The following is a 22,590-nucleotide window of genomic DNA, read 5'->3' on the forward strand; positions in this document are numbered from 1 at the left end:
AGCTCCGGGAGACGACGCTTGTGAGCCAGACCAGACAGCGGGGTGGTTGGGGCCAGAAACCACCCCCCCCCCCCCCCCCCGCCGCTCCATGCCGTACCACCGCACGGCACACTGTTCGCCACCCCACCGTGAGGAGACCAGCCCCATGGCCCTGTTCGACATGCCGCTGCCCGAACTCCGCGCCTACCGGCCGCAGATCGACGAACCGGACGACTTCGACGCCTTCTGGGTGAAGACCCTCGCCGAGACCCGCGCCCACGACCCCGCGGTCTCCTTCGAACCCGTCGAGACCGGACTGACCGGCATGCGCACCTGGGACGTCACGTTCGCCGGCTTCGGCGGCCACCCCATCAAGGGCTGGTTCAGCGCCCCCGCGAACGCCGAGGGCCCGCTCCCGCTCGTCGTCCAGTTCCACGGCTACAACGGCGGCCGCAGCCTTCCGCACTGCTGGGGCATGTGGCCGCTGGCGGGCTTCGCCCACTTCATCATGGACGTGCGGGGCCAGGGCAGCGGCGGCAACATCGGTGACACCCCCGACCCGGTCGGCTCGGGCCCCTCCCACGCGGGCTTCATGACCCGGGGCATCGAGGACCCGGAGAGCTACTACTACCGCCGGGTCTACGCCGATGCCGTACGCGCCGTGGAAGCGGCCCGGTCCCATCCGCTCGCCGACCCCGCCCGCACCGTCGCGCTCGGCGGCAGCCAGGGTGGCGGCATCACCCTCGCGGTCGGTGGACTCGTCCCCGACCTGGCCGCCATCGCCGTCGACGTCCCGTTCCTCTGCCACTTCGGACGGGCCGTCACACTCACCGACTCCAACCCGTACGCGGAGATAGCCCGCTACCTCAAGATCCACCGCGGCAAGGAGGAGACCGTCCTGCGCACCCTGTCGTACTTCGACGGGGTGTCCTTCGCCGCACGTGGCAGCGCCCCCGCGCTCTTCTCCGTCGCCCTGATGGACCAGGTCTGCCCGCCGTCCACGGTCTTCGCCGCCCACAACGCGTACCCGGGCGAGAAGGAGATCGAGGTCTACCCGTTCAACGGGCACGAAGGCGGTGCCATGTTCCAGGAGACCGCCCAGCTCCGCTGGGTGCCGAAGGCACTGAACCGGAAGGCCTGAGCCCTGCCACGCTCCGGCCGGCGTGGTGTGGATCACGGACAGCGTGTGGACAGCACGTATATCGTCCGTCGGGGCACGTCAATGCCCTGTGATGTGGCGAGGACAAGGGCGGACAGTGCGGCAGAAAGCCTATGCGCAGGCGATGCGTGTCATCGCCTGCGCGCTGATGGTGTGGCAGGTCTGGATGATGTGGTACATCTCCAGCCACGAGGCGGCGGGCGTGCAATGGGCCTGCGACGGGACCGGGGGCTGCGCCAGCGACCAGTTCGCGGCCATGTCCCCGATGCTCGGAACAGTCTTCGCCGTCGCCCTCGGTCTGCTCTCCGCCCGGTATCTGCACCGAGCGGCACCGGGCGCGATGATCGCACTCTCCGCCGTCGCAGCCGCAGCCGGTTGGTACGACGCGTTGGCGGAGGGGCAGGTCGAGCGGACCACCGTCACCAGTTTCCACATCTTCCTTCCGCTGGGCGATTTCTCCGTCTCCCAATGGCTCAACTTCCTGTGGTCGGTCGCGGGCGTGGGCTGCCTCGCCGCCTGGTGGGGCGCGGCCGTCAGCCTGCGGCGCACCGCGGGACTGCGCAGGCTGTCCCGCCGCTACACCACGGCCGACGCGGTGCTGGAGGGCTGGCGGTCGGTGGGCCGCAGGTACGGCGAGGTCACCGTGGTGTTCGACGACGAGGCCGGGGTGCGCCATGAGGTCCCGGCCGTCGTGGAACGCATCGCCCTCAGACGGGACGTCCTCGCCGTGTACGACGCCGACCGCCCCGGCGACCCCGCTCTCACCCGGGTCGCGGTTCCCCACCGAAAGCTGCTGCGCATCTCGTGAACCGATCGATAGCGTCCCTGCGCAGGCTCTTCGCCTCGCTCAGGCTGGTGGCGGTCCTTCTCATCGGAGTCTCCTTCGCCGCACTGGTCCAGGGCGCCGTGGACGGCCCCCGCTGGCTGCTGCTGACCGGTATCCCGGCGACGGCCCTGATCCTGGCGATTCTCGGTGATGTGGCCGAGCCGTTGCGGGCGGGCATCGCGATGTCGGGGCTGCGCTCCGGCGGACCGCGGGCCTTCGCGCCCGCCGTGGTCAACGGGGTGAGGACCGTCGACAAGAAGACCGGCCGGCCGGTCCTCGACGGGCGGTCGGTGAAGTCCGTGTTCGCCTTCGACCTCACCGTGATGCCCGATGGACTCCCCGCGTACCGGGTCCAGGTCTGTCACCCGCTCGACGTGCAGGGCCTGCTGGGCCGGTCCAGGGCCGTCGTCGAGTACGACCCCGAGCAGCCCTGGCGGGTCGTCATCCCCAACAACCCGCCCCGCGAATGGCTGGCCCGCGCGAACAGCGCCTCCCCGCCGGCCGAGGTCAAGGACCGGACCGGCGGGCTCCCGGCCGGTTTCTGGACGCTGGTGATGGGCGTGGTCTGCGCGGCCGTGCTGCTGGTACTGGTGCGGCTGCTCGGCTGACCCCCGACAGCCTCTCAGAGGCTGTCGGGTGACCTCGGACCGGGCGGCCACGCCCTGGCACGCACGCTTCCCGCGTTGTCGTCGGTCGACGACGCTCCGCGTCGCCTCCCTCCTCCGCCTTGGAACCGCACGCACCAGACCGCGTCCGCTTTTCCGATCCGAGGTCACCCGACAGCCTCTCAGCCGTTGCGCGGATACTTCTTGAGCACCTTGCCGTTGATGTCGGCCCGCAGATAGGCACCGCCGTACTCGTCCGAGACGTAGACGCTGAGCGTCGGCTGGAAGCCGTCGAACGGGGAGGCCGGGTCGATGTCCACGTAGTGGCTGGTGGGCTCGGCGACACCGAGCTCCTTGTCCGCCCGGCGTATCAGCCCCGGCAGGGCGTCCCAGTTGAACTTCTCCAGATCCACGGACTTGGCGTCCGGCTGGAGGGTGCCGCCCGCGCGTTCGCGGGCGGCCTTGCCGTCCCGGTAGGTGTAGACGTCGTACAGGCCCTTGTTCTTCGCGACCGGGGCCTCGACGCTCGCGTGCACGTCGAACAGCGAGAACGACGTGACCCTGGTGCCCCCCATCACCGGCTTGAGCGCCGCGATGACGGACCGCGCGGCGGCGGGCGTCAGTAGATTCTTGGTCGGTGCCGCGGCCTTCGGCGCGCTTTCCTTCCCCTCGGCCTCGGCAGTGGACGGACGGCCCGGGGTCCGGTCCGAGGCGGACGGGGTGCTGCCGGAGACCTTCGTGTCCGAGTCGGGCACCAGCGACCACACCAGGACGCCGGTCAGGGCGGTCCCCGCGAGCGCGGTGGTGATCGCGACGGCACGGCCCCGCCGGACCCGGCGACGGATCTCCTGGGCCCCCAGCGTCGCGGGTTCGGAACGCCGGGGAGTGGTGACGGGACGGCGGACGGACCCCTGCGCACCGGACGGGCGCCGCACGGGGGCGGTGGGCAGGACGGTGGTCGGGCCGGCCTGGCCGAAGCCGGGCGGCACCGCGTCCTGCCGGGTGGGCGGGTCCTGGCGAGGTGGTACGGCATCCCGCGATTCCGCACGGCTCGGTTCGGGCGCCGCGGCCGGTTCGCTCGTCGGCGCGACCACCGACGCCAGCATCCGGTCGAGCTCCTCGGGACCGGGCCTCGCGGCCGTGTCCCGGGTCAGCAGCGCGTCCAGCACCGGAGTCAGCGGACCGGCCTGCCGGGGCGGCGGGATCTCCTCGTCCAGCACGGCCGCCAGCGTCGCCAGTGTGGTGGCCTTGCGCAGCGGATGCCGGCCCTCCACGGCGACGTACAGCATCATGCCGAGCGACCACAGGTCCGACGTCGGGTCGCCCTCCTCGCCGCGGATGCGCTCGGGCGCCATGTAGTCGGGGGAGCCGATGATGGAGCCGGTCGCCGTCAGACTGGTGGACTCGCGGATCGCCGCGATGCCGAAGTCGGTGAGCACCGGACTCCCGTCGGCCCGCAGCAGTACGTTGGCGGGCTTGACGTCGCGGTGCAGGATTCCGGCGGCATGGGCGGCGCGCAGCGCGGACAGCACCCCGCGGCCCAGCCCGGCGGCCTCGACCGGGGAGAGCGTGCCCTCGGCCAGGCGCTCCGCGAGCGAGGCACCGGGCACCAGCTCCATCACGATCCACGGGTACGTCCCGTCGCCGCCGTCCACGATGTGGTGGACCGTGACGACACCCGGGTGGTCGAGCCGGGCCAGCGCACGGGCCTCACGCAGCACCCGCTCGCGCAGCAGCCTGGCCGACTCGGGGTCGCTCTCGGCGAGCGCCGGGTCCGGGGGCCGCACCTCCTTGAGCGCCACATCGCGGTGCAGGGCCAGGTCGTGGGCCCGCCACACCATGCCCATACCGCCACTGCCGAGCCTGTCCACCAGCTCGAAACGGTCGTCGATCACACGGCGCACAGGCCCCCCAGCGTTCATGGAAAAAAAGAGTACGGGGCGGGTGCGCGGCCGTAGGCACCCGCCCCGTACGCCTCACACGTCGTTGTTCGGTGTGAGCCTGAGCGTCACGATCTGGAAGGGCCGCAGCGCCAGCCGTACCGCATCGCCGTCCACCTCGGCGGTCTCGTCGGCGAGCGGACGCTCCAGCAGATCGGTGACGCTCGCCCCGGCCAGTGCGAAGCCCGTCGTCAGACGCGCCGAGACCCGTCCGCCGTGGGCTTCGTGGAGCCGGACCACCACATCGCCGCTGCCGTCGTCGGCGAGCTTCACGGCTGTCACGACCACCGCGTCGTCGTCGACCGAGACCAGCGGGGCGACCCCGGCACTGCCCGGCACCCGGCGTTCGGGAAGGCTGAACTGCCAGCCCTCACGGACCGCGTCACCGATCGTCGCCCCCGGCAGCAGCGCGTACCGCAGCCGGTGCACACCCTGGTCGGTTGCCGGGTCGGGATAGCGGGGCGCCCGCAGCAGCGACAGCCGCACCGTGGTCGTGGTCGAGCCGTCCTCGCGGACCGTACGGGTCACATCGTGCCCGTACGTCGAATCGTTGATCAGCGCCGCACCCCAGCCCGGCTCGCCGACGTGCAGGAAGCGGTGGGCGCAGATCTCGAACTTGGCCGCCTCCCAACTGGTGTTGGTGTGCGTCGGCCGCTGGACGTGCCCGAACTGGGTCTCCGCCGTGGAGTGATCGGCGCGCACATCGATCGGGAACGCCGCCTTGAGGAACTTCTCCTGCTCGTGCCAGTCGACCTCGGTGTCGATGTCCAGACGCCGGGCACCCGGTCGCAGCGTCAGCAGCTGGGTGACCCGGGACGAGCCGAAGGTACGCACCACCTCGACCCCGTCGCCGCTGCGGCGCACCACGTCCGCCTCGGTCAGATCGGTCACCGTGTTGCGGTAGAAGGCATCGACGTCCCACGCGTCCCAGCGGTTGGGCAGGTCCGGGTGGACCTGGAGCAGATTCGCCGCGCAGCCCGGGGCGACCGTCTCGCGTCCGGCCACCAGGTCGACGACCGAGACCACCAGCCCCCGCTCGTCCACGGTCACCCGCAGCAGTCCGTTGTCCAGCCGGAAGCCGGAGTCGAGCTCCTCGACCTCCACCGTCGGCTCCGGGTCCTGCGGAGCGAGTGCCGCGCCCCCCGCCGTGATGCCGGCCCGGCCGTGCGGAGCGGCGTTGAACACGACCGTGCCGCCTTCCTCCGGAGCGCCGGCCAGCGCCCGCTGCGCCGCCCCGATCACCGCTTCGAGCTCACCGGCGATCCGGGCGTACGTCGCCTCGGCCTCATGGTGCACCCAGGCAATGGACGAACCCGGCAGGATGTCGTGGAACTGGTGCAGCAGCACGCTCATCCAGATCCGGTCCAACTCCTCGTGCGGATACGGGAATCCGGTCCGGACGGCGGCGGTGGCCGCCCACAGCTCCGCCTCCCGCAGCAGATGCTCGCTGCGCCGGTTGCCCTGCTTGGTCCGCGCCTGCGAGGTGTACGTACCGCGGTGCAGCTCCAGATACAGCTCGCCCAGCCACACCGGCGGCCGGTCGTACTCCGCCTCGGCGGCGGCGAAGAAGTCCGCGGGCCGCTCGATCGCCACCCGGGGCGAACCCTCCAGATCCGCGAGCCGCTCGGCGCGCGCCAGCATCTCGCGGGTGGGGCCGCCACCGCCGTCGCCCCAGCCGAACGGCACGAGCGAGCGCGTGGCGTGGCCCTTGTCCCGGAAGTTCTCCTCGGCGTGCGCGAGCTCCTCGCCGGACAGTTCGGCCACATAGGTGTCCACCGGCGGGAAGTGCGTGAAGACCCGGGTGCCGTCCAGCCCCTCCCACAGGAAGGAATGGTGCGGGAACGGGTTCGTCGTGTTCCACGAGATCTTCTGGGTGAGGAACCAGCGCGAACCGGAGAGCTTCACCAGCTGCGGCAGCGCCGCCGAGTAGCCGAACGAGTCGGGCAGCCACACCTCCTCGGTCTCGACCCCGAACTCCTCCAGGAAGAACCGCTTGCCGTACACGAACTGCCGGGCCAGCGCCTCCGACCCGGGCATGTTGGTGTCGGACTCCACCCACATCCCGCCCACCGGCACGAACTGACCGGCGGCGACCTTCTCCTTCACCCGGGCGTACAACGCGGGCTGATGCTCCCGCAGCCAGTCCAGCTGCTGCGCCTGCGACATCGCGAAGACGAACTCCGGACGGTCGTCCATCAGCGCCAGCACATTGGAGGTGGTGCGGGCGACCTTGCGCACCGTCTCCCGCAGCGGCCACAGCCACGCCGAGTCGATGTGCGCGTGACCCACCGCCGACAGCCGGTGGGCGGAGGCATGCGCGGGGGAGGAGAGCACGTCGCGCAGCCGCTCCCGGGCGGCGGGCGCGCTCGCGCCCACGGCGTCCAGGTCCAGGGCGTCCAGGCAGCGCTCCACCGCGCGCAGGATCTCCCAGCGGCGCGCCGAGCCGAGCGGCAGCTGCCGCATCAGCTGATCGAGCACCTCCAGGTCCTGGACCAGCTCCCACACCTGCCGGTCGAAGACCGCGAGGTCCATCCGCTCGACGCGGTACAGCGGCTCGCTGCCCGCGGTCTCCCGGTCGCCCAGCGCACTGACGCCGTCCAGGATCTCCGGATTGGCGGCGGCTTCGAGGATGTAGGTGAACTCCTCGCCGCCCGCCACCGGTTCGCCGAGCCGCAGCCAGGTGTTGCGCGGGTTGAGGGCCTTGACGACGCTGCCGTCCGGCCGGTGGGCCAGCGCCTCCGCGGAGAACCCGGGCCGGTCCTTGGCGAAACCGAGGTCGATCACCGCTTCGACGGTCTCACCGGCCCAGTCCGCCGGGACGCGGCCGGTCACCCTGAACCAGCTGGTGCCCCAGGCCGGCCCCCAGTCGTCGCCGATGGCGCCGGGCTTGAAGGGCGCCGCCATCGCCTCGCTGAAGGGCACCGGTTCGCCGGGAGCGTGCCAGACCTCGAACTCCAGGGGCGCGGTACGGGGGTGGACGGCGGGGCGAATGCGCTCGCGCAGCGCGCGGTCGAGCCGTTCCTCGGTCAGTGTGCGGTCGTCATGCATGAGTGAAGGGCCCCTCTGAATGAAATGTGTGCGACGCGGTAGTGGTTCACGGGAGCTCGTCGAAGCCCACGCAGGGCAGTGACATCCCGTCGGCCACGGCCAGGAGCCTCTCCAGCCGGGCCGGGGTCACATGGTTGGCCTCGTGGGCGTCGGCGACGCAGTGGGCGTAGAGCGTGGTCACGCCGCCTTGGCCGGCGGTCCGGCGCAGCGCCGCCTCGACGCCGCTCAGATCGTCCCCGTACGCGAGGCTCCCGCGCCCGGAGTCCACCGAACAGCCCGGCAGGACCCGCCGGGCGGGGAGATCGCCGGCCGGGACGTGCAGGTCGTCCGCGAGTGACGGATCGGCGCGGCGGCCGACGGGCACTCCGCCGCGCAGCCGCTCGAAGAGCGTGAGGAGCAGCCGGTCGGTGTCCTCGTCGCGGGCACTGCACGGGTAGGCGAAGCTGCGGGACGGAAAGCCGAGGCGGCGCAGCCCGTCCAGGGCGGGCACCACCTCCCGGTCGAGATAGGCGGCCGGACCGTGCGCGGCGACGAATTCGGGTGCGCGCTCGTGCCGCAGGCCGTGGCAGCCGATGGTGTGGCCGTCGTCCGCGAGCCGGCGCAGCAACCGCACCTCGTCCCGGTCGAGCCGGTCCGGCTCACAGACGAAGAAGGTGACACGCGCGCCGTAGGACGTGAACAGCGGTGCGGCGGCGGCCCATTCGCGTACGTGCCGGTCGTCGAAGGTGAGCAGGAGGGCGCGGTCGGCGCGGGCCTGCGGACGGTCGGTCATCGCCCGGACTCCTGCGGTGCCCAGCCGGGTACCGAGCCGTGCAGCGCCGTGTAGAAGGGGTCGCCCGGGACGATCTCGCCGGCCGGCACCGGGCGACCGGTGAGCGCCGCCTTGTACATCGCGGTGATCAGCTCCAGGGAGCGGCGGCCGTCCCCGGCGCTCGCCCTGGGCCGCCGGCCCGCCCGCATGTCGGCCAGCAGGGAACGGAGCTGGGCGCTGTGCGAGCTCGGGACGTCCTCGGCCGGGGTGCTCCAGCCGTCGGCCCGGCCGGGCTCGACACCGGGCGCCGGGGTGTAGGTCCAGTCGCCGTTCCCGTATCCGTAGAGATGGTTCAGCTCGATCGTGGCGTCGCGCAGATCGATCCGCAGATGACTCAGCTGGCGGGGCGAGATGGCGCTGTTGACCACGGTGGCCAGCGCGCCCGAGGCGAAGCGCACGGTGGCGGCGGTGACGTCGTCGGTCTCCACGTCACGGGCCAGCCGGCCCGCCATGGCCCGTATCTCCGCCCAGTCACCGAGCAGTTCGAGCAGCAGATCGATCTGGTGGATGCCGAGCCCCATGGCGGGGCCCGCGCCCTCGGTCGCCCACTTCCCGCGCCAGGGGACCGCGTAATAGGCGTCGTCGCGGTACCAGGTGGTCTGGCAGTGGGCGACCAGCGGCGCCCCCAGCTCCCCGGAGGCGATGAGCGCCTTGGCGTGCTCGGCCCCCGAGCCGAACCGGTGCTGGAAGACGATCGGCGCGTACGGACCGTGCTCGCCCTCGGCGGCGGCCATGGCGTCGTACTCCGCCAGGCTGAGCGCGGGCGGCTTCTCGCACCACACCCAGGCCCCGGCCGCCAGGGCCGCGACGACCTGTTCCCGGTGGGCGACGGGCGGTGAGGCGATGACGACGAGATCGGGACGGAGCTCGCTCAGCGACGCGGCGAGATCGGTGGAGTGGTGGGGGAGCGCGAAGTCGGTGGCGAAGGAGCGGGCGGCCACGGGATCGGCATCGACGGCGCCCACCACCGCGAAGTCCGAGGGGAGTTCGAGGAACGCCGGCATATGGACGGCACGGGCGATGTTGCCCGCGCCGACGAGCAGTACACGATAAGGAGTCACAGTCACAGAGGGCCGTCCAGGCTGAGGGCGTGAGCCGCCGGGATTGGTAAGCGTTTTCCAGCAGGTCGGGAAGGTGCCCTTCCCGAAGGAAGGGCAGGGGTGTCAGAGGGTGGCGTAGAGCGCCCCGGCACTGGTCACGGGTCCGGTGCGGAGCCGGTCCGGCCAGTCGAGGGCGAGACCGAGAGAAGTGCTCAACCGGTCCTGGAAGGAGGTGAGCCTGTACTCGCTCCCGCGGACCGCACGCGGCGGCAGCCGGTGCTCCAGGCAGTACGAGACCAGCGCGCCGACGGCCTCACCGATGCTCCACTGGCCCGCGTGCCCGCCGAGCGCGGGTGCGCTGAGATGGGTGGCGCCGATGTTCCGCCCGGCCGGAAGCAGATTCTCCACCCGTACCGGTAGCAGGGCGCCCAGCGGCAGCTGGAACGGCAGGCACTCCAGATCCAGCCCCGCACCGCCACCGGTCCCGGGGTGCAGTGTGATCCGGGAGCGCAGGGTGCCCACACTGTCCGTGAAGGTCTCGGCGCCCGGCGCCCCGGCCCGTGCCGCGGCGGTCAGATGCTGTTCCAGCAGGGTGAACTCGGCCCGGATGCGCCGGGATTCGCGTACGTGCGGGGCCTTGGCGAAGCCGTCGACCGTGCCCGTGACATCGGGCCTCAGCCGCAGCTCGGGATAGCCGTGACCGCCGTCGTGCCGGGGCGCGCTCGTCTGCATCCAGTACAGGAACGACAGGGCCTGCTCGCGTGCCTCCTGCTCGGCCCCGGCCCGCACCTCGTCCCCGGACCCGGTGAGCGGGAGCCGGGTGTAGGCGGTCTGCTCCCAGTCGACCAGGGTGATGTCGCTGTCGAACGTACCGGGCAGATACCGGCTCCGGGCGAGCGCCCGCAGCTGGTGCCAGCGGTCGTTGGGCGGTGCGGCCCAGTGCGGGACGTCGTCCGGCTCGTGCAGGAAGAGCGGCACGGAGCGGGCCGGGCCGCCGCCCGGTTCCGCGGTGTCCCAGGAGAAGGCCTCGGACCACCGGGCGTAGCCGGCCGGCCGGTCGATGGTGTGGTCCTCGCCGGGGCGGTGGTCCAGGGCGAAGACCCAGGAGACCGGCTGCTGGTCCAGCGGATCGGCGAGGGCGGGCGCGTGCGGCTCGCCGGTCTCCTCGCGGGACTCGGCGCCGGTGACGTGCTCGACACCCGCGAGGCCGAGCAGTTCGCCCAGGTCCGTCGCGTCGACGACGTAGGAGGCGCTGACCGTCAGCGGCTCGCCGTCCGCCGCCTCCAGGGTGACCGCGGCCACCCGGTCCCCGTCGGCCTGGGCAGCGACCGGGCGGTGGCCGAGCAGCAGGGTGAGCCTGCCGGAGGCGAGGTGCGGGGTGAGGAGCTCCTGGACGACCGCGAGTGCGGCGCGCGGTTCGTGGCTGAGATGGCCGGTGGTGCTGAGACCGGGGTCGAGCAGCGGATCGGCGAACGGCTCGGGGCACAGCGGGTAGTTGCGCCGGTAGAAGTCGCGTATCCGCTCACGCAGATCGCGGTAGCCGGGGGAGACGGGGTCCAGTTCGATGCGGTGGCCGTCCGCGAGCGGCACGGCCTGCGCGGTGAACAGGCCACCGGGCCAGTCGGTCGCCTCGGTGAGTACGACGCGGTGTCCGAACCTGACGGCGGTCAGCGCGGCGGCGAGACCACCGAGACCGGCACCGACCACCAGGACATCGGTCCCGAGTTCGCGGGTACGGGGGGTGGGGGCGGCGAACACAGGAGTCTCCTCCCTCAGGGCCGGCGGGCGGCGACGGTACGGAGCCGGACCGGCACGGACTCGCGCGTCCTGATCCGGACGGGAAGCACGATCTGCTCGGCGCTGCGGTACGGGTCCTCGCCCGCCGTGCGCTCCGCGATCCGGGTGACCAGCTGCTCGACCGCCCGGCCGCCGATCTCCCTGGCGGGCAGTCGGGCGGCGAAGCTGGTGAGCGGCAGCAGATCGTAGGGGCCGGCGTCGTCCATGCCGGCCAGCACGATCTCGTCGGGTACGGCGATGCCGAGCGAGGCCAGATCGGCGGCGGCGGTGGCGACCGCGAAACCATGGGCGCACAGCAGGGCGGTCGGCGGCTCGGGCGAGCCGAGCAGGTCGGCCAGCAGCTGCTTGCGGTCGTCCTCGGGCAGCGCCGTGTACGAGCGCAGCGCGGTCAACTGGGGGAGCAGGGGCTGGCCATGGGCGCGCAGCGCCTGTTTGTGCCCGGTCATCCGGTCGTGGACGCTGGTGCAGTGCGTCTCGCCCCAGAGCGTCGCGATCCGCTCGTGGCCGTCGGCCAGCAGATGTTCGGTGAGCCGGTAGCCGACGTGGTAGTTGTCGGCGGTGACCGCGTCTATGGCGTGCCCCGGAAAGTACCGGTCGACCAGGACCATCGGGATGCGCAGGCGTCTGATCTCGTCGAGGACATCGGCGTCGGGCGCGTCCTCGACGGGGTACAGGATGATGCCGTCGACCCGGTCCTCGACGGCCTGGCGCAGCGCCTGGTCCTGGCGGGCCAGCGACGCGCCCTGGTCGGCGTGCCCGGTGTCGGTCATATGGACGGCGGAGTCCGAGAAGAACAGCCGCATCCCGCGTTCCGAACAGCCGGACTCGATCCCGCGCAACACCTCCGACTGGTACGGCCCCTGGCCGCTGATGATGCAGGCGATCACACCGGACCTGTGGGACGGAACCGGCTCCGCGGCCCGGTCCCCGGGGTCGGCGACAAAGGTCCCCCGGCCGCGGCGGCGCACCAACAGGCCTTCTGCGACAAGGTCGTTGAGCGCCCGGACGGCGGTGGTGGAGCTGACGCCGAAGCGCTCGCGCAGCTGGTTCTGCGTGATGAACGGAGCACCGGCCTCGTACTCGTCACGCGCCACCTCGGCCCGCAACTCATCCTTGATGCGCTGGTACTTGGGCCCGGACGTACCCATCCAGCCACCACCCTCCCGGATTTGACGCGTCAAGCGACGCTGAATTCAGTGTGGTGGTGGTTAACGCATTATTTCAAGAGGGTTGCAGCGAAAGGATCGGCAATTTGGCGCGTCAAGCCGAGGTCGTGTCGCTTTAATGCGTCATTTCGGTGCCTCGGGCCGGCCCAGGGGCCGCCCGATCAGAGGTCACCCGACAGGCTCTCAGCCGGTCACGCGGGGCGGCGGTGCCGTGCTGGCCCGCACCACCAGACGCGAAGGCACGGCGAGCGTGCGCGGCGAAACCGTCGCGTCGCCGAGGGCCAGCAGCAGCGCCCGGCGGCCGATCTCCTCCAGCGGCAGCCGTACGGTGGTCAGCGCGGGCGTGACGTCACAGGCCACCGGCAGATCGTCGAAGCCGACGACGGAGACATCGGTGGGTACGCTCCGGCCGAGGTCGTCCCGGAGCGCCGCGAGCGCACCCAGCGCCATGGCGTCGTTGAGCGCGAACAGCGCGGTGATCCCCGGCGACCTGCGGAACAGCCGCACCGCCGCGGCCCGCCCGCCGTCCCGGGTGAAGTCGGCCTCGACGCGGTGGTGTTCCTGTACGACGACGCCCAGTTCGGCGGCCCGCTCCAGGAAGCCGTGCAGCCGGTCCTGCACGGAGACCAGTGCCAGGGGTCCGCAGATGACGCCGATCTCGGTGTGCCCCAGCCCGGCGAGGTGCTCGGCGACGGCCCGGCCGCCCTCGCGGTTCCCCGGCATGATCGTGTCCACCGGGAGATCCTGATGCGCGACCGCGGTCACCCGGCCGCCCTGTGCCGCGAAGGCCTCCAGCTCCTGGGCGAGCGCGGGGCTCCCGTCGGTGAAGCCCGATCCGGCGAGGACCACGGCGCGGGCCCGCTGCGCACGCAGCCGGGCCACGTACTCCGCCTGGAGCGCCGGTTCGTGGAACGTCCCGGCCAGCATCACCAGGAGCTTGTGGTCGCGGGCGACCTCCATGACACCGGCCGCGATGGCGGAGTAGTAGGCGTCGTTCACATCGTGCACGACCAGACCGACGATGGAGGTCGTGGACTGCACGAGCGCGCGGGCTGGCGCGTTGGACACGTAACGGAGCCGGGCCGCCGCCTCCAGCACGCGCTCCTGCAGCTCCTGGGTGACGTTGCGGTCGCTGTCGCTGAGGACGCGTGAAGCCGTGGCGAGAGAGACCCCGGCGTCCTGCGCGACCTGCTGGAGCGTCACGGCGGACGACGGGCGGGGACGGGCGGAACGTCGATTGACCTGGCTCTGCATAGGGCTACGATAGCCGCACTGAAAGCGTTTTCCCATTGCGTACGCCATAGGAAACCCGCCACCGGGACCGTCCTCCCGCCCGAAGGGTCAGCCCGTGCGCCACCGGCCCGGTTCGGCCGGCGGCATCGCGGTCGCACAGCGGTAGACGGCATCGTCCCGGAAGGCGTACCGCCGTTCCATCTCCGGCGTGAGCCGGACTCCGAGCCCCGGGGCCCGCGGAGCGAGCAGACATCCGTCCTCCAGACGGAACGGCTCGACCAGCAGTTCCGACCGCAGCGGATACCGGGGCATCGGCCATTCGGCCAGCCGCCCGCCGCCGGCGAAGGCGGCGTGGTAGTTGGCCGCCTGGCACACGGCGCTGCCCCAGCAATGCACGACCGCTTCCACGCCGTGCTCCGCCGCGCCCGCGAAGACAGCCAGCGTCTGGTGCAGACCGCCGACGACCGTGGCGTCCGGCTGAACCAGGTCGTAGTGCCCCGATGCCATGCGCGCCAGCAGTTCCTGCGCGGTGGTGACGGTCTCGCCGCCCGCCACCGGACAGCCGGCCGCCCGCCGCAGAGCGGGGTACGCGGCGGTCCGGGCAGGCCCGAGCGGCTCCTCCAGAAAACGCACCGGCCACCGGGTGCCGGTCCTGACCGTGTCGAGGAACGCCAGGGTGTCCGTCACCGACTGGCCGGGGTCCTCGAGGTTCTGCGCCATGTCGATGGCGATACCGATGCCGTGCGCGGCCGCGTGCTCCAGCGTCCACACCGCCTTGTCCGCTTCGTGGCCCCGCGCCCTGATCTTGAAGGTGTCGATGCCGAGGGCCGCCACGGCGGCGATCTCGGCGCCCATCGCCGACGGGGAGGTCGAGTCGCCCCCGCTGGCGTAGAGCCGGATCCGGTCCGTACGACGGCCGCCCAGCAGCTCGTACGCCGGTACGCCCGCCCGCTTTCCGAGGGCGTCGACCAGGGCCGCCTCCATGGCGGAGACGACATGGCGGGCCGCCCCCTGAAGACTCCAGTAGCCCGTCACGAGCACCATGTCCCGGTACCGCCCCGCCAGGTCCCCGGCCGGACGGCCGACCAGGTAGGGGGCGACCAGTTCGACCGTCGAGACGAAGACCTGCGGCGCGAAGACGGCGAGATAGGCCTCGCCGAGCCCGGTCGTGCCGTCGTCCAGGGTGACCTCCACCAGACCGGTCGTGCGCCACCCAGTCGGCAGCGCCAGGCGCACCTCCAGGTTCTCCGGATCCGCGTAGGGAGCGCTGAGCAGCACCGGCCGGATCGCGGCGATGCGCACCCCGTCGCCGGCCTGTGCGCCGATGTGTGCGGGAGGGGGTTCGGGCATGATGTCGCGTCCTCAGAATCCTCTGGACCACTGCACGGGGTTGCGCAGCGGTGAACCGGTATGGAATCGGCGCCAGTTGTCGGTGAACAGGTCGATGACCCGGGTGCTCTCGTCCGTCGAACCACCCGCGGTGTGCTGGGTGAGGGCGACCCCGGGGCAGCTCCACAGGGGGTGACCGGCGGGCAGCGGCTCCTCAGCGGTGACATCCAGCACCGCTCCGCCGAGTCGCCCGGAAGTCAGCTCGGACACCAGGGCCTCCTCGTCCACCAGCGATCCCCGGCCGGCGTTCACCAGAACGGCCCCCGGCCGCATCAGGGCCAGCCGCCGCGCATCGAGCAGTCCGCTCGTTTCGGGCGTCCCGGGCAGCAGCCCCACCACCACGTCGAAGCACGGCAGTTGCTCATCGAGCTCGGCCAGGGTGCGGATGTCGCCGGAGCCGCGTGCGAAGTACGAAACGGGGCAGCCGAACGGGCCGAGCAGCTCGGCGAACCGCCGGGCGATGGACCCCCGGCCCAGCACGAGGACCCGGGCCCCGGTCAGTAGACGCAGCCGGGGCCGCACGGCGGACTTCGCCCAACTGGCCTCGGCGCGCAGCCCGGAGAGTTGGTCGATACCGCGATGGAGCGCGAGGATGCCCGCCAGGCACGACTGCGCGACCGGATCGGCGAAGACATCACCCAGGTTGGTGACGGTCAGCCGGCGGCCGAGGGCGGGCCAGTCAAGACCGAGATAGCCGTCGATCCCGACCGAGGCGAGCTGCAGCCACCTCAGCCGGGGTGCGTTCGCCACCCAGGCCGCCCTGGGATTGCCGAGCGCTGTGCCGGCATCGGCGAGGGCACGGGCGTCCGCCTCCGACGCGGTCCCCGGCTCGGCGAACCACACGGGCCCGGGGCCGAGTTCACGCAGGCGGGCGCGATCGGCCTCGGTGAGCGGCAGTTCCACGTACAGGCCGGTGCCGTCCGCGTCCGGGTTCACCACGGGTGATCCGCGAGGTACTCGGTGATCCGCTCCCGGTCCCACTCCCCGTCCGCCACGGTGACCCGGTAGCGGCGGGCCAGGGTGTCGCCCGGGGCGAGCTCCAGCTCCTCATGGAACGCGAAGGAGGGGGCGACCGCGGCGAAGGGCTCGTCGCGGACGAACCAGTGGGCCGGGTGGGTGCCGCACGCTCCCGTGTGATCGTTCTCCGGGGCGTGCTGGAAGATCAGTGTGGCGTGACCGTCGGTGCCGTCGTGTTCGCCGCTGTAGGCCAGCCAGGGTGCCTGCGTCCCCATCAGCTCCGGGCCTTCCCCGTCCGGGCCGAGGATCCGGCCGCCCCGGAAGGCGCGCGGCCCGCGCCAGAAGAGGCCGGTGTAGCCGGCCGCCTTCCGGCCGTGGGTCGTCGGGCTGCCGAACTGCAGCGGCTCGGTACGCCGGTTGATGATCGCGCTGGACCAGGTCAGCGTCCAACTGCCGCCGGTGTCCGGGCCCGTGGCGCCGGAGCCGGATCCGGCGTGCTCGACGTCGTGCAGTTCGACGCGGCGCAGCTCGTCCGCCCAGCGCGTGCCGTCGTTGTGGCGCCAGCTCAGCCGCTCCGCGATGACCGCGCGTCCGGCGTCCGCCGTGATCTCGTCGAATCCGATGTGCGCCATCGACCCGACCCGTTCGGGCAGCGGCTGGTAGTCCTGGCCGTGCACATAGGTGTTGCCTCCCCAGAGGTTCTGCCCGGAGAGGTGGGAGGCTGTCATCTGGAGGCCCTTGTGCCAGCGGTGATCGTTGGGCCGATAGTCGGTGACAACGTTGTCGGTCAGTGTGCGCATGGGGTGGATGTACGGCTTGGGGGCCTCCCACGCCGCTTCCGGACGGTAGACGTAGCTGATCAGGTCGATGCCGCCGCGCTCCTCCGTGACCGTGATCCGGTCCCCGTGGGCGTGCGTGATGCGCAGTGGACTGCTCATGTCCCGAGTCTCCTGGGTGCGGCTGGAAAGCGCTTACCGCAACCTAGGTCCTTCGCCTGAGGCACGTCAACAAGAACCCTCCGGCGTCAGGTAGGAATGGAAGACGTCCTGAGGGTCGTGACGTGCCCTCAGCCGCTGCAGACGTTGCCAGTCACGCTCCGTGAACGAGCGCTCCGCGCGGGAGGGGTCGGCGGTCAGATCAGCCTCGGCGATGTAGTGGCCCGTCCCGAGAGGCTCCACGGCACCCATCGCCTCGCGCAGCCAGCGGGTGTTGACCTCGTCCTGCGCCGGGTCGTCCCAGATGGCGTACGGGACCACATAGCTCGGTCCGAGTACCGAGAACGCCATGTCGCGCAACAGTTCCTCGTCGTGCGAAGCGGGCGAGACGGGCGCCAGGACCAGGGACTTGTCGGAGGGCGCGCTCTCGACCGCGTCGCCGAGACGGGAGAGCAGCGTGCCCAGGTCCGCCTGCGACCACAGGGTGTCGGCCGCGTAGCGGTGATGTGCGGGCCAGACGTCGTCGGAGGCTGCGTAGAGAGCGGCGAGGGAGACCGGCTCGTCCACGGCGTCGAAGAGTGCGCGCTCCGCGACGGGGCAGTTCCGGAGCGGCCGGAGCGACCGGACGGCCTGCTCGGCCGAATCCGCGAATGCGGTGGCGATGACGACGACCACCTTCGGGCGCGGTCGCGCCCCGGTCATGTGCGGGGCGGCTGTGGCGAGTTCGAGCGTCACCTCCACGGTCGGCCGGAGCCTCGACGCGGTTTCGGTGACCCAGTTCGCCACCTCTTCGACGTGCGCGAGAGGAAAGGCATGAGTGGTCGACACGATCGCGCCGGGAACCCGGTGCAGATGGAGCAGGAAGCGGGTGACCACGACGAAGAAGCCTGGCCCCGCCCCGCGTGCCGCCCAGAGCAGTTCAGGGTTCTCTTCCCTGTCGCACCGGACCACCTCGCCGTCGGCGGTCACGGCTTCGAGCCCGTACACGCTCCGGCAGGCCGGCCCGAGGGCGCCGGAATTCCATCCAAGACCGCCGCTGAGGAGATATCCGCCGACGGCGACCGACCCGCAGTGCCCGGTCGGAAAGGCGAGACCGTGCGCGGCGAGTTCCGGGGCGAGCCGGCTGCCGGTGACGGCGGGCTGCACGGTCGCCGTCTCCGAGGCCGCGTCGATGTCGCCCCGCCGGAGCCCGGAGAGGTCGATGAGCATGCTGTCGGAGCGGACGGAGGAACCGCACCAGCTGTGCCCGCCGGACCGGACCGCCACCCGGAGCCCGCGGGAACGGGCCAGTGCGACGGCTTCGGAGACATCGCGTGCCGAAGCGGCCCGCACGATGACCTCCGGGAACCGTGACGGCTTGAGCCCGTTCCACACCATGCTCGCCAGCACCGCTCCGTAGGCATCGTCGCCCCGCCGGACGTGGGTTCCCCCGGTGTCTGTGACCTGCATCCGTTGGCGCATCACACTCTCCCGGAATCGCACGGGCCGAGGCGGCTGCGGAGGAAGCGGAAGGACCGGTGCGTGCCGGAATCAACCGGTGGTCAGACCGAAGATCGTGATGATCACCAGGCAGCACACCGCCACGACCGCGGCCCCGGCCACATGGACGCGGACGGACCGCGCGCGGCTGGGCAGCAGCCAGAACGCGAGCGCCCGGTTTACCAGCGGCATCAGCAGCCAGGTCAGGACGCTGACGCTCAGTACGTTGCTGATGAACAGCGCGATGTATCCGGGCACCCCCAGGTCCTTGAACCAGTCGCCTGCCGTCAGCTCCAGGATCATCACCGTCGGATACAGCGCCAGCACCACGGACATGGCCTGTTTCCAGTTGGGCGGTACACCCTCCTGCGGGCCCGAACCGAAGCGGAACCAGCCGCCGAACGCCGAGCCGATCTTGCGTACGTCGTAGGAGCCGAAATGAACGCGCCCTTCGTCGACGAGCCGCCTGCGGGTGTCGGAGTCGAGCCATGCCTCCAGGTGCTGACGGGTGTCGAAGCGGAAGGCCACCACCCAGCGGTCCTGGATGCCCTTCACCGGTCTGAACAGCTCGGAGCCCATGAAGCCCGGTTGGTTCTCCTGCTCCTTGAGGATTTTGTCCTGCCAGCGCAGGAAGTCCCGCTCGTGCCCCGGCCGTACATCGTGCGAGACGACCGCCGTGACGACGTCGTCGGTCGGCGTCCCGCCGGAGAGCACCTCCTGCGTCGCGGGCCCGTCGAACAACGGGCCGCCCTCGTCGAGGAGTTGCCGGCGTGCCGTCGAGTCCAGCCAGTGGGTGAGCTGCTCGACACGGGAGAAACGGAATACGACGACCCACTCGTTCTCGTCACCGGAATCCGGTGTGTACATCTCCGTTCCCTGGAACCCGTCGAAGCCCCGCACAACCTCGTTGGTCTTCTCCTGCCAGCGCTTGTAGTCGTCGTTCCGGCCGGCCCGGACTCTCTGGGAGATGACGACCGTGGCACTGCCGCGGGGGTCGGGGCTTGCACGGGCACTCATACGGAGTAGTCTAGTTCTAAAGGGAGTTATCGGACAAATTGGGAAAATGTTAGTCCTTGGGGAACGGTCGCGCCAGGTGGGCGAAGAGCCGATGAGCGAGAGGTTCTGCGATGGGGCACAAGGAGTTCATGGCCGAAGCCGTGCGACTGGCGACCGAGTCCGTCGAGAAGGGCTGGGGCGGGCCGTTCGGTGCGGTGATCACCAATGACGGCGAGATCGTCGCTCGCGGGCAGAACCGTGTGCTTCTCACCGCCGATCCGACCGCCCATGGCGAGGTCGAAGCCATCCGCAAGGCCGTTCAGCTCCTCAACCCCGAGGCGCCCAGCATCTCCGAGGAGTACCAGGACCGGTACACGCTCAAGCTGGTGCCGCGTCCTGAGGGCTCGCCCGATGTCGTGCCGGAGCGTGCCCGGATGCTGCAGGGGTGCACGATCTACACGAGTGGCGCACCGTGCCCGATGTGCATGAGCGCCATCTACTGGGCCCGCATCGGCGCCGTCTACTACAGCTGTGACTGGAAGGCGACCCAGGAGATCGGTTTCGACGACGTTTACCAGTACGAGGACTTTGCCAAGCCGCCGGAACGGCGCAGCATCACACTGGAGCAGATCCACCCCGAACTGGGGAACACGTCCTACCGGGCCTGGGCGGACAAGGCGAACAGGCACCCGTACTGAAGCAGCGGCCGAGGACCGGGGAATCGGGATTCGGGGGCGGGCTGCGGGCCCGGTCCGGCACAGCGGCCGACGGCTTGCCGCACACTCATGGAAGAGCGGCAAGACGTCGGCCGTTGGCGTGAGGCGGGTGCTACTTGGGCGGACGGATGCCTCCGCCGCCCAAGAGGCGGGTGCTACTTGGGCGGACGGATGCCTCCGCCGCCCATGTTGCCCTGCTGGTCGCACTGCTCCTGGAGTTTCCGGGCCTTCTCCTGGAGCCGCTGGCGCTGCTCAGGGTCGGTGGTGCGCTCGGCGGCCTCGGTCATGTGCCGGGCCTTCTCGCGCAGCTGCTGCGCACGGTCACCGGATTCACGTGCAACGCTCATCATCGCTCCTTGTGCGGTTGGGAAGAGCGGGCTCCATCAGAGAACCAGCGCCGTCGGGCCACCGCACCTCGAATCGTCACGCAGAGTCACGGCCTGCAAGGGGGGTGCCGCGACGCTGGCATGATCAAGGGCATGAACGAAAGCATCATCGCCGCGTGTGACGGGGCATCCAAGGGCAATCCGGGGCCTGCGGCCTGGGCATGGGTCGTGGCCGACGCGCAGGGGCGCCCCGAGCGCTGGGAAGCGGGCCCGCTGGGGACCGCCACCAACAATGTCGCCGAACTCACCGCGCTGCGGGAGCTGTTGGAGTCGACGGATCCCTCCGTGGCGATCGAGGTGCGGATGGACTCGCAGTACGCGATGAACGCCGTGACGAAGTGGCTGCCGGGATGGAAGCGCAACGGCTGGAAGACCTCGGCCGGCAAGCCGGTGGCCAACCGTGACCTCGTGGCCGGGATCGACGCCCAGCTGACCGGCCGGACCGTGCGCTTCACCTATGTTCCCGCCCACCAGGTGGACGGCGACCCGCTCAACGCACTTGCCGACCAGGCGGCCAGCGAGGCCGCCGTGGCGCAGCGCCCGGCCGGAACCGCGCACGGTGCCACGCAGTTGCCGACACCCGCTCCCGCCCGCGCGACCGAGGGCCGGCGCGGCGGCACGGCGACGAAGAAGGCGGGGAGCGCGTCACGCCCCGCCCGTTCCGGCGGAACCATCCGGGCCAAGTTCGCCGGCCGCTGCCACTGCGGAAAGCCCTACGCGGCACAGGACATGATCGCCAAGAACCCCAACGGCTGGGGCCACCCGGAGTGCCGCACCGCACCCGCCTGAGAAGCACCGCCGGCCGGAGCGGGCGATGGGCCGCGCGGGACCGGGTCCGCGTGCCATGATGCGGCTCCGGCGGCGGCGTCCTCGCATCGCTGTGCCGATGCCGACGCCGCTCACGACAGCGGCACGCTGGGGGGCGGATGGGAAACACGGGCACGGTTCTGCGCGAACTGCGCGGTGCGCAGAAGACGGCCAAGGGGGTGTCGCTGTACTCGCGGTACGTGAACCGGCCGGCCGGCCGGGTGTTCGCGGCCGGTGCGTACCGGATCGGATTGACGCCCAACCAGGTCACGTTGACCAGCGCGGCCTTCACCTTCGCCGCCATCGCCTCGGTGGCGCTCGTCCCGCCGTCCGTCGGGCTGGCGGTGGCGGTGTACGCCGGTCTCGCCATCGGCTTCGCCCTCGACTCGGCCGACGGGCAACTGGCCAGACTCACCGGCCGGGGCGGCCCGGACGGCGAATGGCTGGACCATGTCGTGGACTGCGCCAAGATGATCCTCGTCCACACCGCCGTGCTGATCTCGTTCCAGCGGTTCTCCGGAGTGCCCGGCGAGGGCTGGCTGCTCCTGCCGCTCGGCTTCCTGTTCACGGCCGTGCTGACCTTCTGCGCGGGGCTGCTGCGCGAACAGCTGGGAAAGGCGGCGACCACCCGGTCCGGTGCGGGCACCGGCGCCGCCGCCCCGGTCTCACGGCTGCGGGCCGTCGCACTGCTGCCCGCCGACTACGGAGTGTTCTGCCTGGTGTTCCTGCTCCTCGGCGACCGCACCGCGTTCCGCATCGGCTATGCGGTGCTCGCCGTCGTGCACGCGCTGTTCCTGGTGGCGTTCCTCACCAAGTGGTTCAAGGAGCTCAGAGCGCTCCGGACTGCGGACTGACGAGCATGTCCAGCGCCCGGCGCAGCTGGGTGCTGGACGTGTGCACGGTGTACGGGAAGTAGACGACCTCCACGCCGACCTCGGCGAAGTCGCGTTCCAGTCGTTTTCCCCTCTCCGTGTCCCGCCAGTCGTCCCCCTTGAAGATCACGTCGAACCTCACCTGCTGCCAGGTCTCGACCTTGTCGGGCACCGTCTCGACGAACGCCGCGTCCACGTAGCGCACGCTGCGCACGATCTCCAGGCGCTCCGGCAGCGGAATCACCGGCCGGTGGCCCTTGGCGAGCGCGGCCATCTCGTCCGAGACAACCCCGGCGACGAGGTAGTCGCATTGACTGCGGGCATGCCGCAGGATGTTGAGGTGCCCCACATGGAACAGGTCGTAGACCCCCGGCGCGTAGCCGACCCTGTGCGCCATCCGTTCTCTCCCCCCACGGTGAACGCGATGTCCGTGTCCCGCGGCAGTTGTC

General features: G+C 71.3%; 20 protein-coding genes. 6 read left to right on the forward strand and 14 right to left on the reverse strand.

From position 1 onward, the window contains the following. Positions 1-145: 145 nt before the first annotated feature. The 3 genes from ACFVX4_RS21765 (at position 146) to ACFVX4_RS21775 (ending at position 2,572) form a co-directional block, all read left to right on the forward strand. A complete protein-coding gene (locus ACFVX4_RS21765) occupies positions 146-1,120 on the forward strand; it encodes an acetylxylan esterase (RefSeq protein ID WP_389979796.1) in 975 nt (324 codons plus the stop codon). Between the two features lie 115 nt (positions 1,121-1,235). Continuing rightward, on the forward strand, positions 1,236-1,946 hold the full coding sequence (locus ACFVX4_RS21770) for a hypothetical protein (protein WP_389979799.1): 711 nt from the start codon (positions 1,236-1,238) through the stop codon (positions 1,944-1,946). Then, positions 1,943-2,572: a hypothetical protein gene (locus tag ACFVX4_RS21775; protein ID WP_389979802.1), complete on the forward strand. Its 630-nt coding sequence runs from the start codon at positions 1,943-1,945 to the stop codon at positions 2,570-2,572. Before ACFVX4_RS21770 ends, ACFVX4_RS21775 begins: the two co-directional genes overlap by 4 nt. A 179-nt stretch (positions 2,573-2,751) precedes the next feature. Here ACFVX4_RS21775 and ACFVX4_RS21780 read toward each other — a convergent pair whose 3' ends face one another. The 12 genes from ACFVX4_RS21780 to ACFVX4_RS21835 all read right to left on the reverse strand — a co-directional run bounded on the left by ACFVX4_RS21780 (position 2,752) and on the right by ACFVX4_RS21835 (position 19,381). Further along, positions 2,752-4,491: a protein kinase gene (locus tag ACFVX4_RS21780; protein ID WP_389979805.1), complete on the reverse strand. Its 1,740-nt coding sequence runs from the start codon at positions 4,489-4,491 to the stop codon at positions 2,752-2,754. Positions 4,492-4,545: 54 nt separating this feature from the next. After that, positions 4,546-7,557 (reverse strand): alpha-mannosidase, encoded by a 3,012-nt coding sequence (locus ACFVX4_RS21785; RefSeq protein WP_389979808.1) that lies wholly within the window; start codon positions 7,555-7,557, stop codon positions 4,546-4,548. A 46-nt stretch (positions 7,558-7,603) separates the two neighbouring features. Next, entirely contained in the window at positions 7,604-8,329 is a 726-nt protein-coding gene (locus ACFVX4_RS21790; RefSeq protein WP_389979811.1) for a polysaccharide deacetylase family protein, read from the reverse strand. After that, positions 8,326-9,429 (reverse strand): Gfo/Idh/MocA family protein, encoded by a 1,104-nt coding sequence (locus ACFVX4_RS21795; RefSeq protein WP_389979814.1) that lies wholly within the window; start codon positions 9,427-9,429, stop codon positions 8,326-8,328. Before ACFVX4_RS21795 ends, ACFVX4_RS21790 begins: the two co-directional genes overlap by 4 nt. Before the next feature lie 102 nt (positions 9,430-9,531). After that, positions 9,532-11,166, reverse strand: coding sequence for an FAD-dependent oxidoreductase (locus tag ACFVX4_RS21800; protein WP_389979817.1), 1,635 nt, complete (start codon positions 11,164-11,166; stop codon positions 9,532-9,534). 14 nt (positions 11,167-11,180) lie between these two features. After that, positions 11,181-12,353, reverse strand: a complete 1,173-nt coding sequence (locus tag ACFVX4_RS21805) for a LacI family DNA-binding transcriptional regulator (RefSeq protein ID WP_389979820.1) — start codon at positions 12,351-12,353, stop codon at positions 11,181-11,183. Positions 12,354-12,554: 201 nt separating this feature from the next. Next, entirely contained in the window at positions 12,555-13,625 is a 1,071-nt protein-coding gene (locus ACFVX4_RS21810; RefSeq protein WP_389979823.1) for a LacI family DNA-binding transcriptional regulator, read from the reverse strand. An 87-nt stretch (positions 13,626-13,712) separates the two neighbouring features. Beyond that, positions 13,713-14,954: a mandelate racemase/muconate lactonizing enzyme family protein gene (locus ACFVX4_RS21815; RefSeq protein WP_389979826.1), complete on the reverse strand. Its 1,242-nt coding sequence runs from the start codon at positions 14,952-14,954 to the stop codon at positions 13,713-13,715. A gap of 12 nt (positions 14,955-14,966) precedes the next feature. Then, on the reverse strand, positions 14,967-15,932 hold the full coding sequence (locus ACFVX4_RS21820; RefSeq protein ID WP_389979829.1) for a D-2-hydroxyacid dehydrogenase: 966 nt from the start codon (positions 15,930-15,932) through the stop codon (positions 14,967-14,969). After that, a complete protein-coding gene (locus ACFVX4_RS21825; RefSeq protein WP_389979832.1) occupies positions 15,926-16,888 on the reverse strand; it encodes a PmoA family protein in 963 nt (320 codons plus the stop codon). The genes ACFVX4_RS21820 and ACFVX4_RS21825 overlap by 7 nt, the downstream gene beginning before the upstream one ends. A 66-nt stretch (positions 16,889-16,954) precedes the next feature. Further along, positions 16,955-18,334: an FAD-binding oxidoreductase gene (locus tag ACFVX4_RS21830; RefSeq protein ID WP_389979835.1), complete on the reverse strand. Its 1,380-nt coding sequence runs from the start codon at positions 18,332-18,334 to the stop codon at positions 16,955-16,957. An 81-nt stretch (positions 18,335-18,415) separates the two neighbouring features. After that, positions 18,416-19,381, reverse strand: a complete 966-nt coding sequence (locus ACFVX4_RS21835) for an antibiotic biosynthesis monooxygenase (RefSeq protein WP_389979838.1) — start codon at positions 19,379-19,381, stop codon at positions 18,416-18,418. Between the two features lie 128 nt (positions 19,382-19,509). On the opposite strand from ACFVX4_RS21835, the gene ACFVX4_RS21840 reads away from it, so the two are divergent. Further along, entirely contained in the window at positions 19,510-20,058 is a 549-nt protein-coding gene (locus ACFVX4_RS21840; RefSeq protein WP_389979841.1) for a nucleoside deaminase, read from the forward strand. 173 nt (positions 20,059-20,231) lie between these two features. Here ACFVX4_RS21840 and ACFVX4_RS21845 read toward each other — a convergent pair whose 3' ends face one another. Then, a complete protein-coding gene (locus ACFVX4_RS21845; RefSeq protein WP_389979844.1) occupies positions 20,232-20,423 on the reverse strand; it encodes a DUF6381 family protein in 192 nt (63 codons plus the stop codon). A 132-nt stretch (positions 20,424-20,555) separates the two neighbouring features. Between ACFVX4_RS21845 and ACFVX4_RS21850 the strand changes: the two genes are divergently transcribed. Both ACFVX4_RS21850 and ACFVX4_RS21855 read left to right on the forward strand, forming a co-directional pair. Beyond that, the gene (locus ACFVX4_RS21850) at positions 20,556-21,251 is read left to right on the forward strand and encodes a ribonuclease H (RefSeq protein WP_389979847.1); all 696 of its coding nucleotides are present in this window, start codon (positions 20,556-20,558) and stop codon (positions 21,249-21,251) included. 137 nt (positions 21,252-21,388) lie between these two features. Further along, positions 21,389-22,123, forward strand: a complete 735-nt coding sequence (locus ACFVX4_RS21855) for a CDP-alcohol phosphatidyltransferase family protein (protein WP_389979850.1) — start codon at positions 21,389-21,391, stop codon at positions 22,121-22,123. On the opposite strand, the gene ACFVX4_RS21860 is transcribed toward ACFVX4_RS21855, so the two are convergent. Beyond that, entirely contained in the window at positions 22,098-22,538 is a 441-nt protein-coding gene (locus ACFVX4_RS21860) for an adenylyltransferase/cytidyltransferase family protein (RefSeq protein ID WP_389979853.1), read from the reverse strand. The two genes, ACFVX4_RS21855 and ACFVX4_RS21860, sit on opposite strands and share 26 nt — an antisense overlap. Positions 22,539-22,590 lie beyond the last annotated feature (52 nt).

The sequence above is a fragment of the Streptomyces sp. NPDC058240 genome, from assembly GCF_042882135.1.
In the GTDB taxonomy this organism is placed as follows: Bacteria; Actinomycetota; Actinomycetes; order Streptomycetales; family Streptomycetaceae; genus Streptomyces.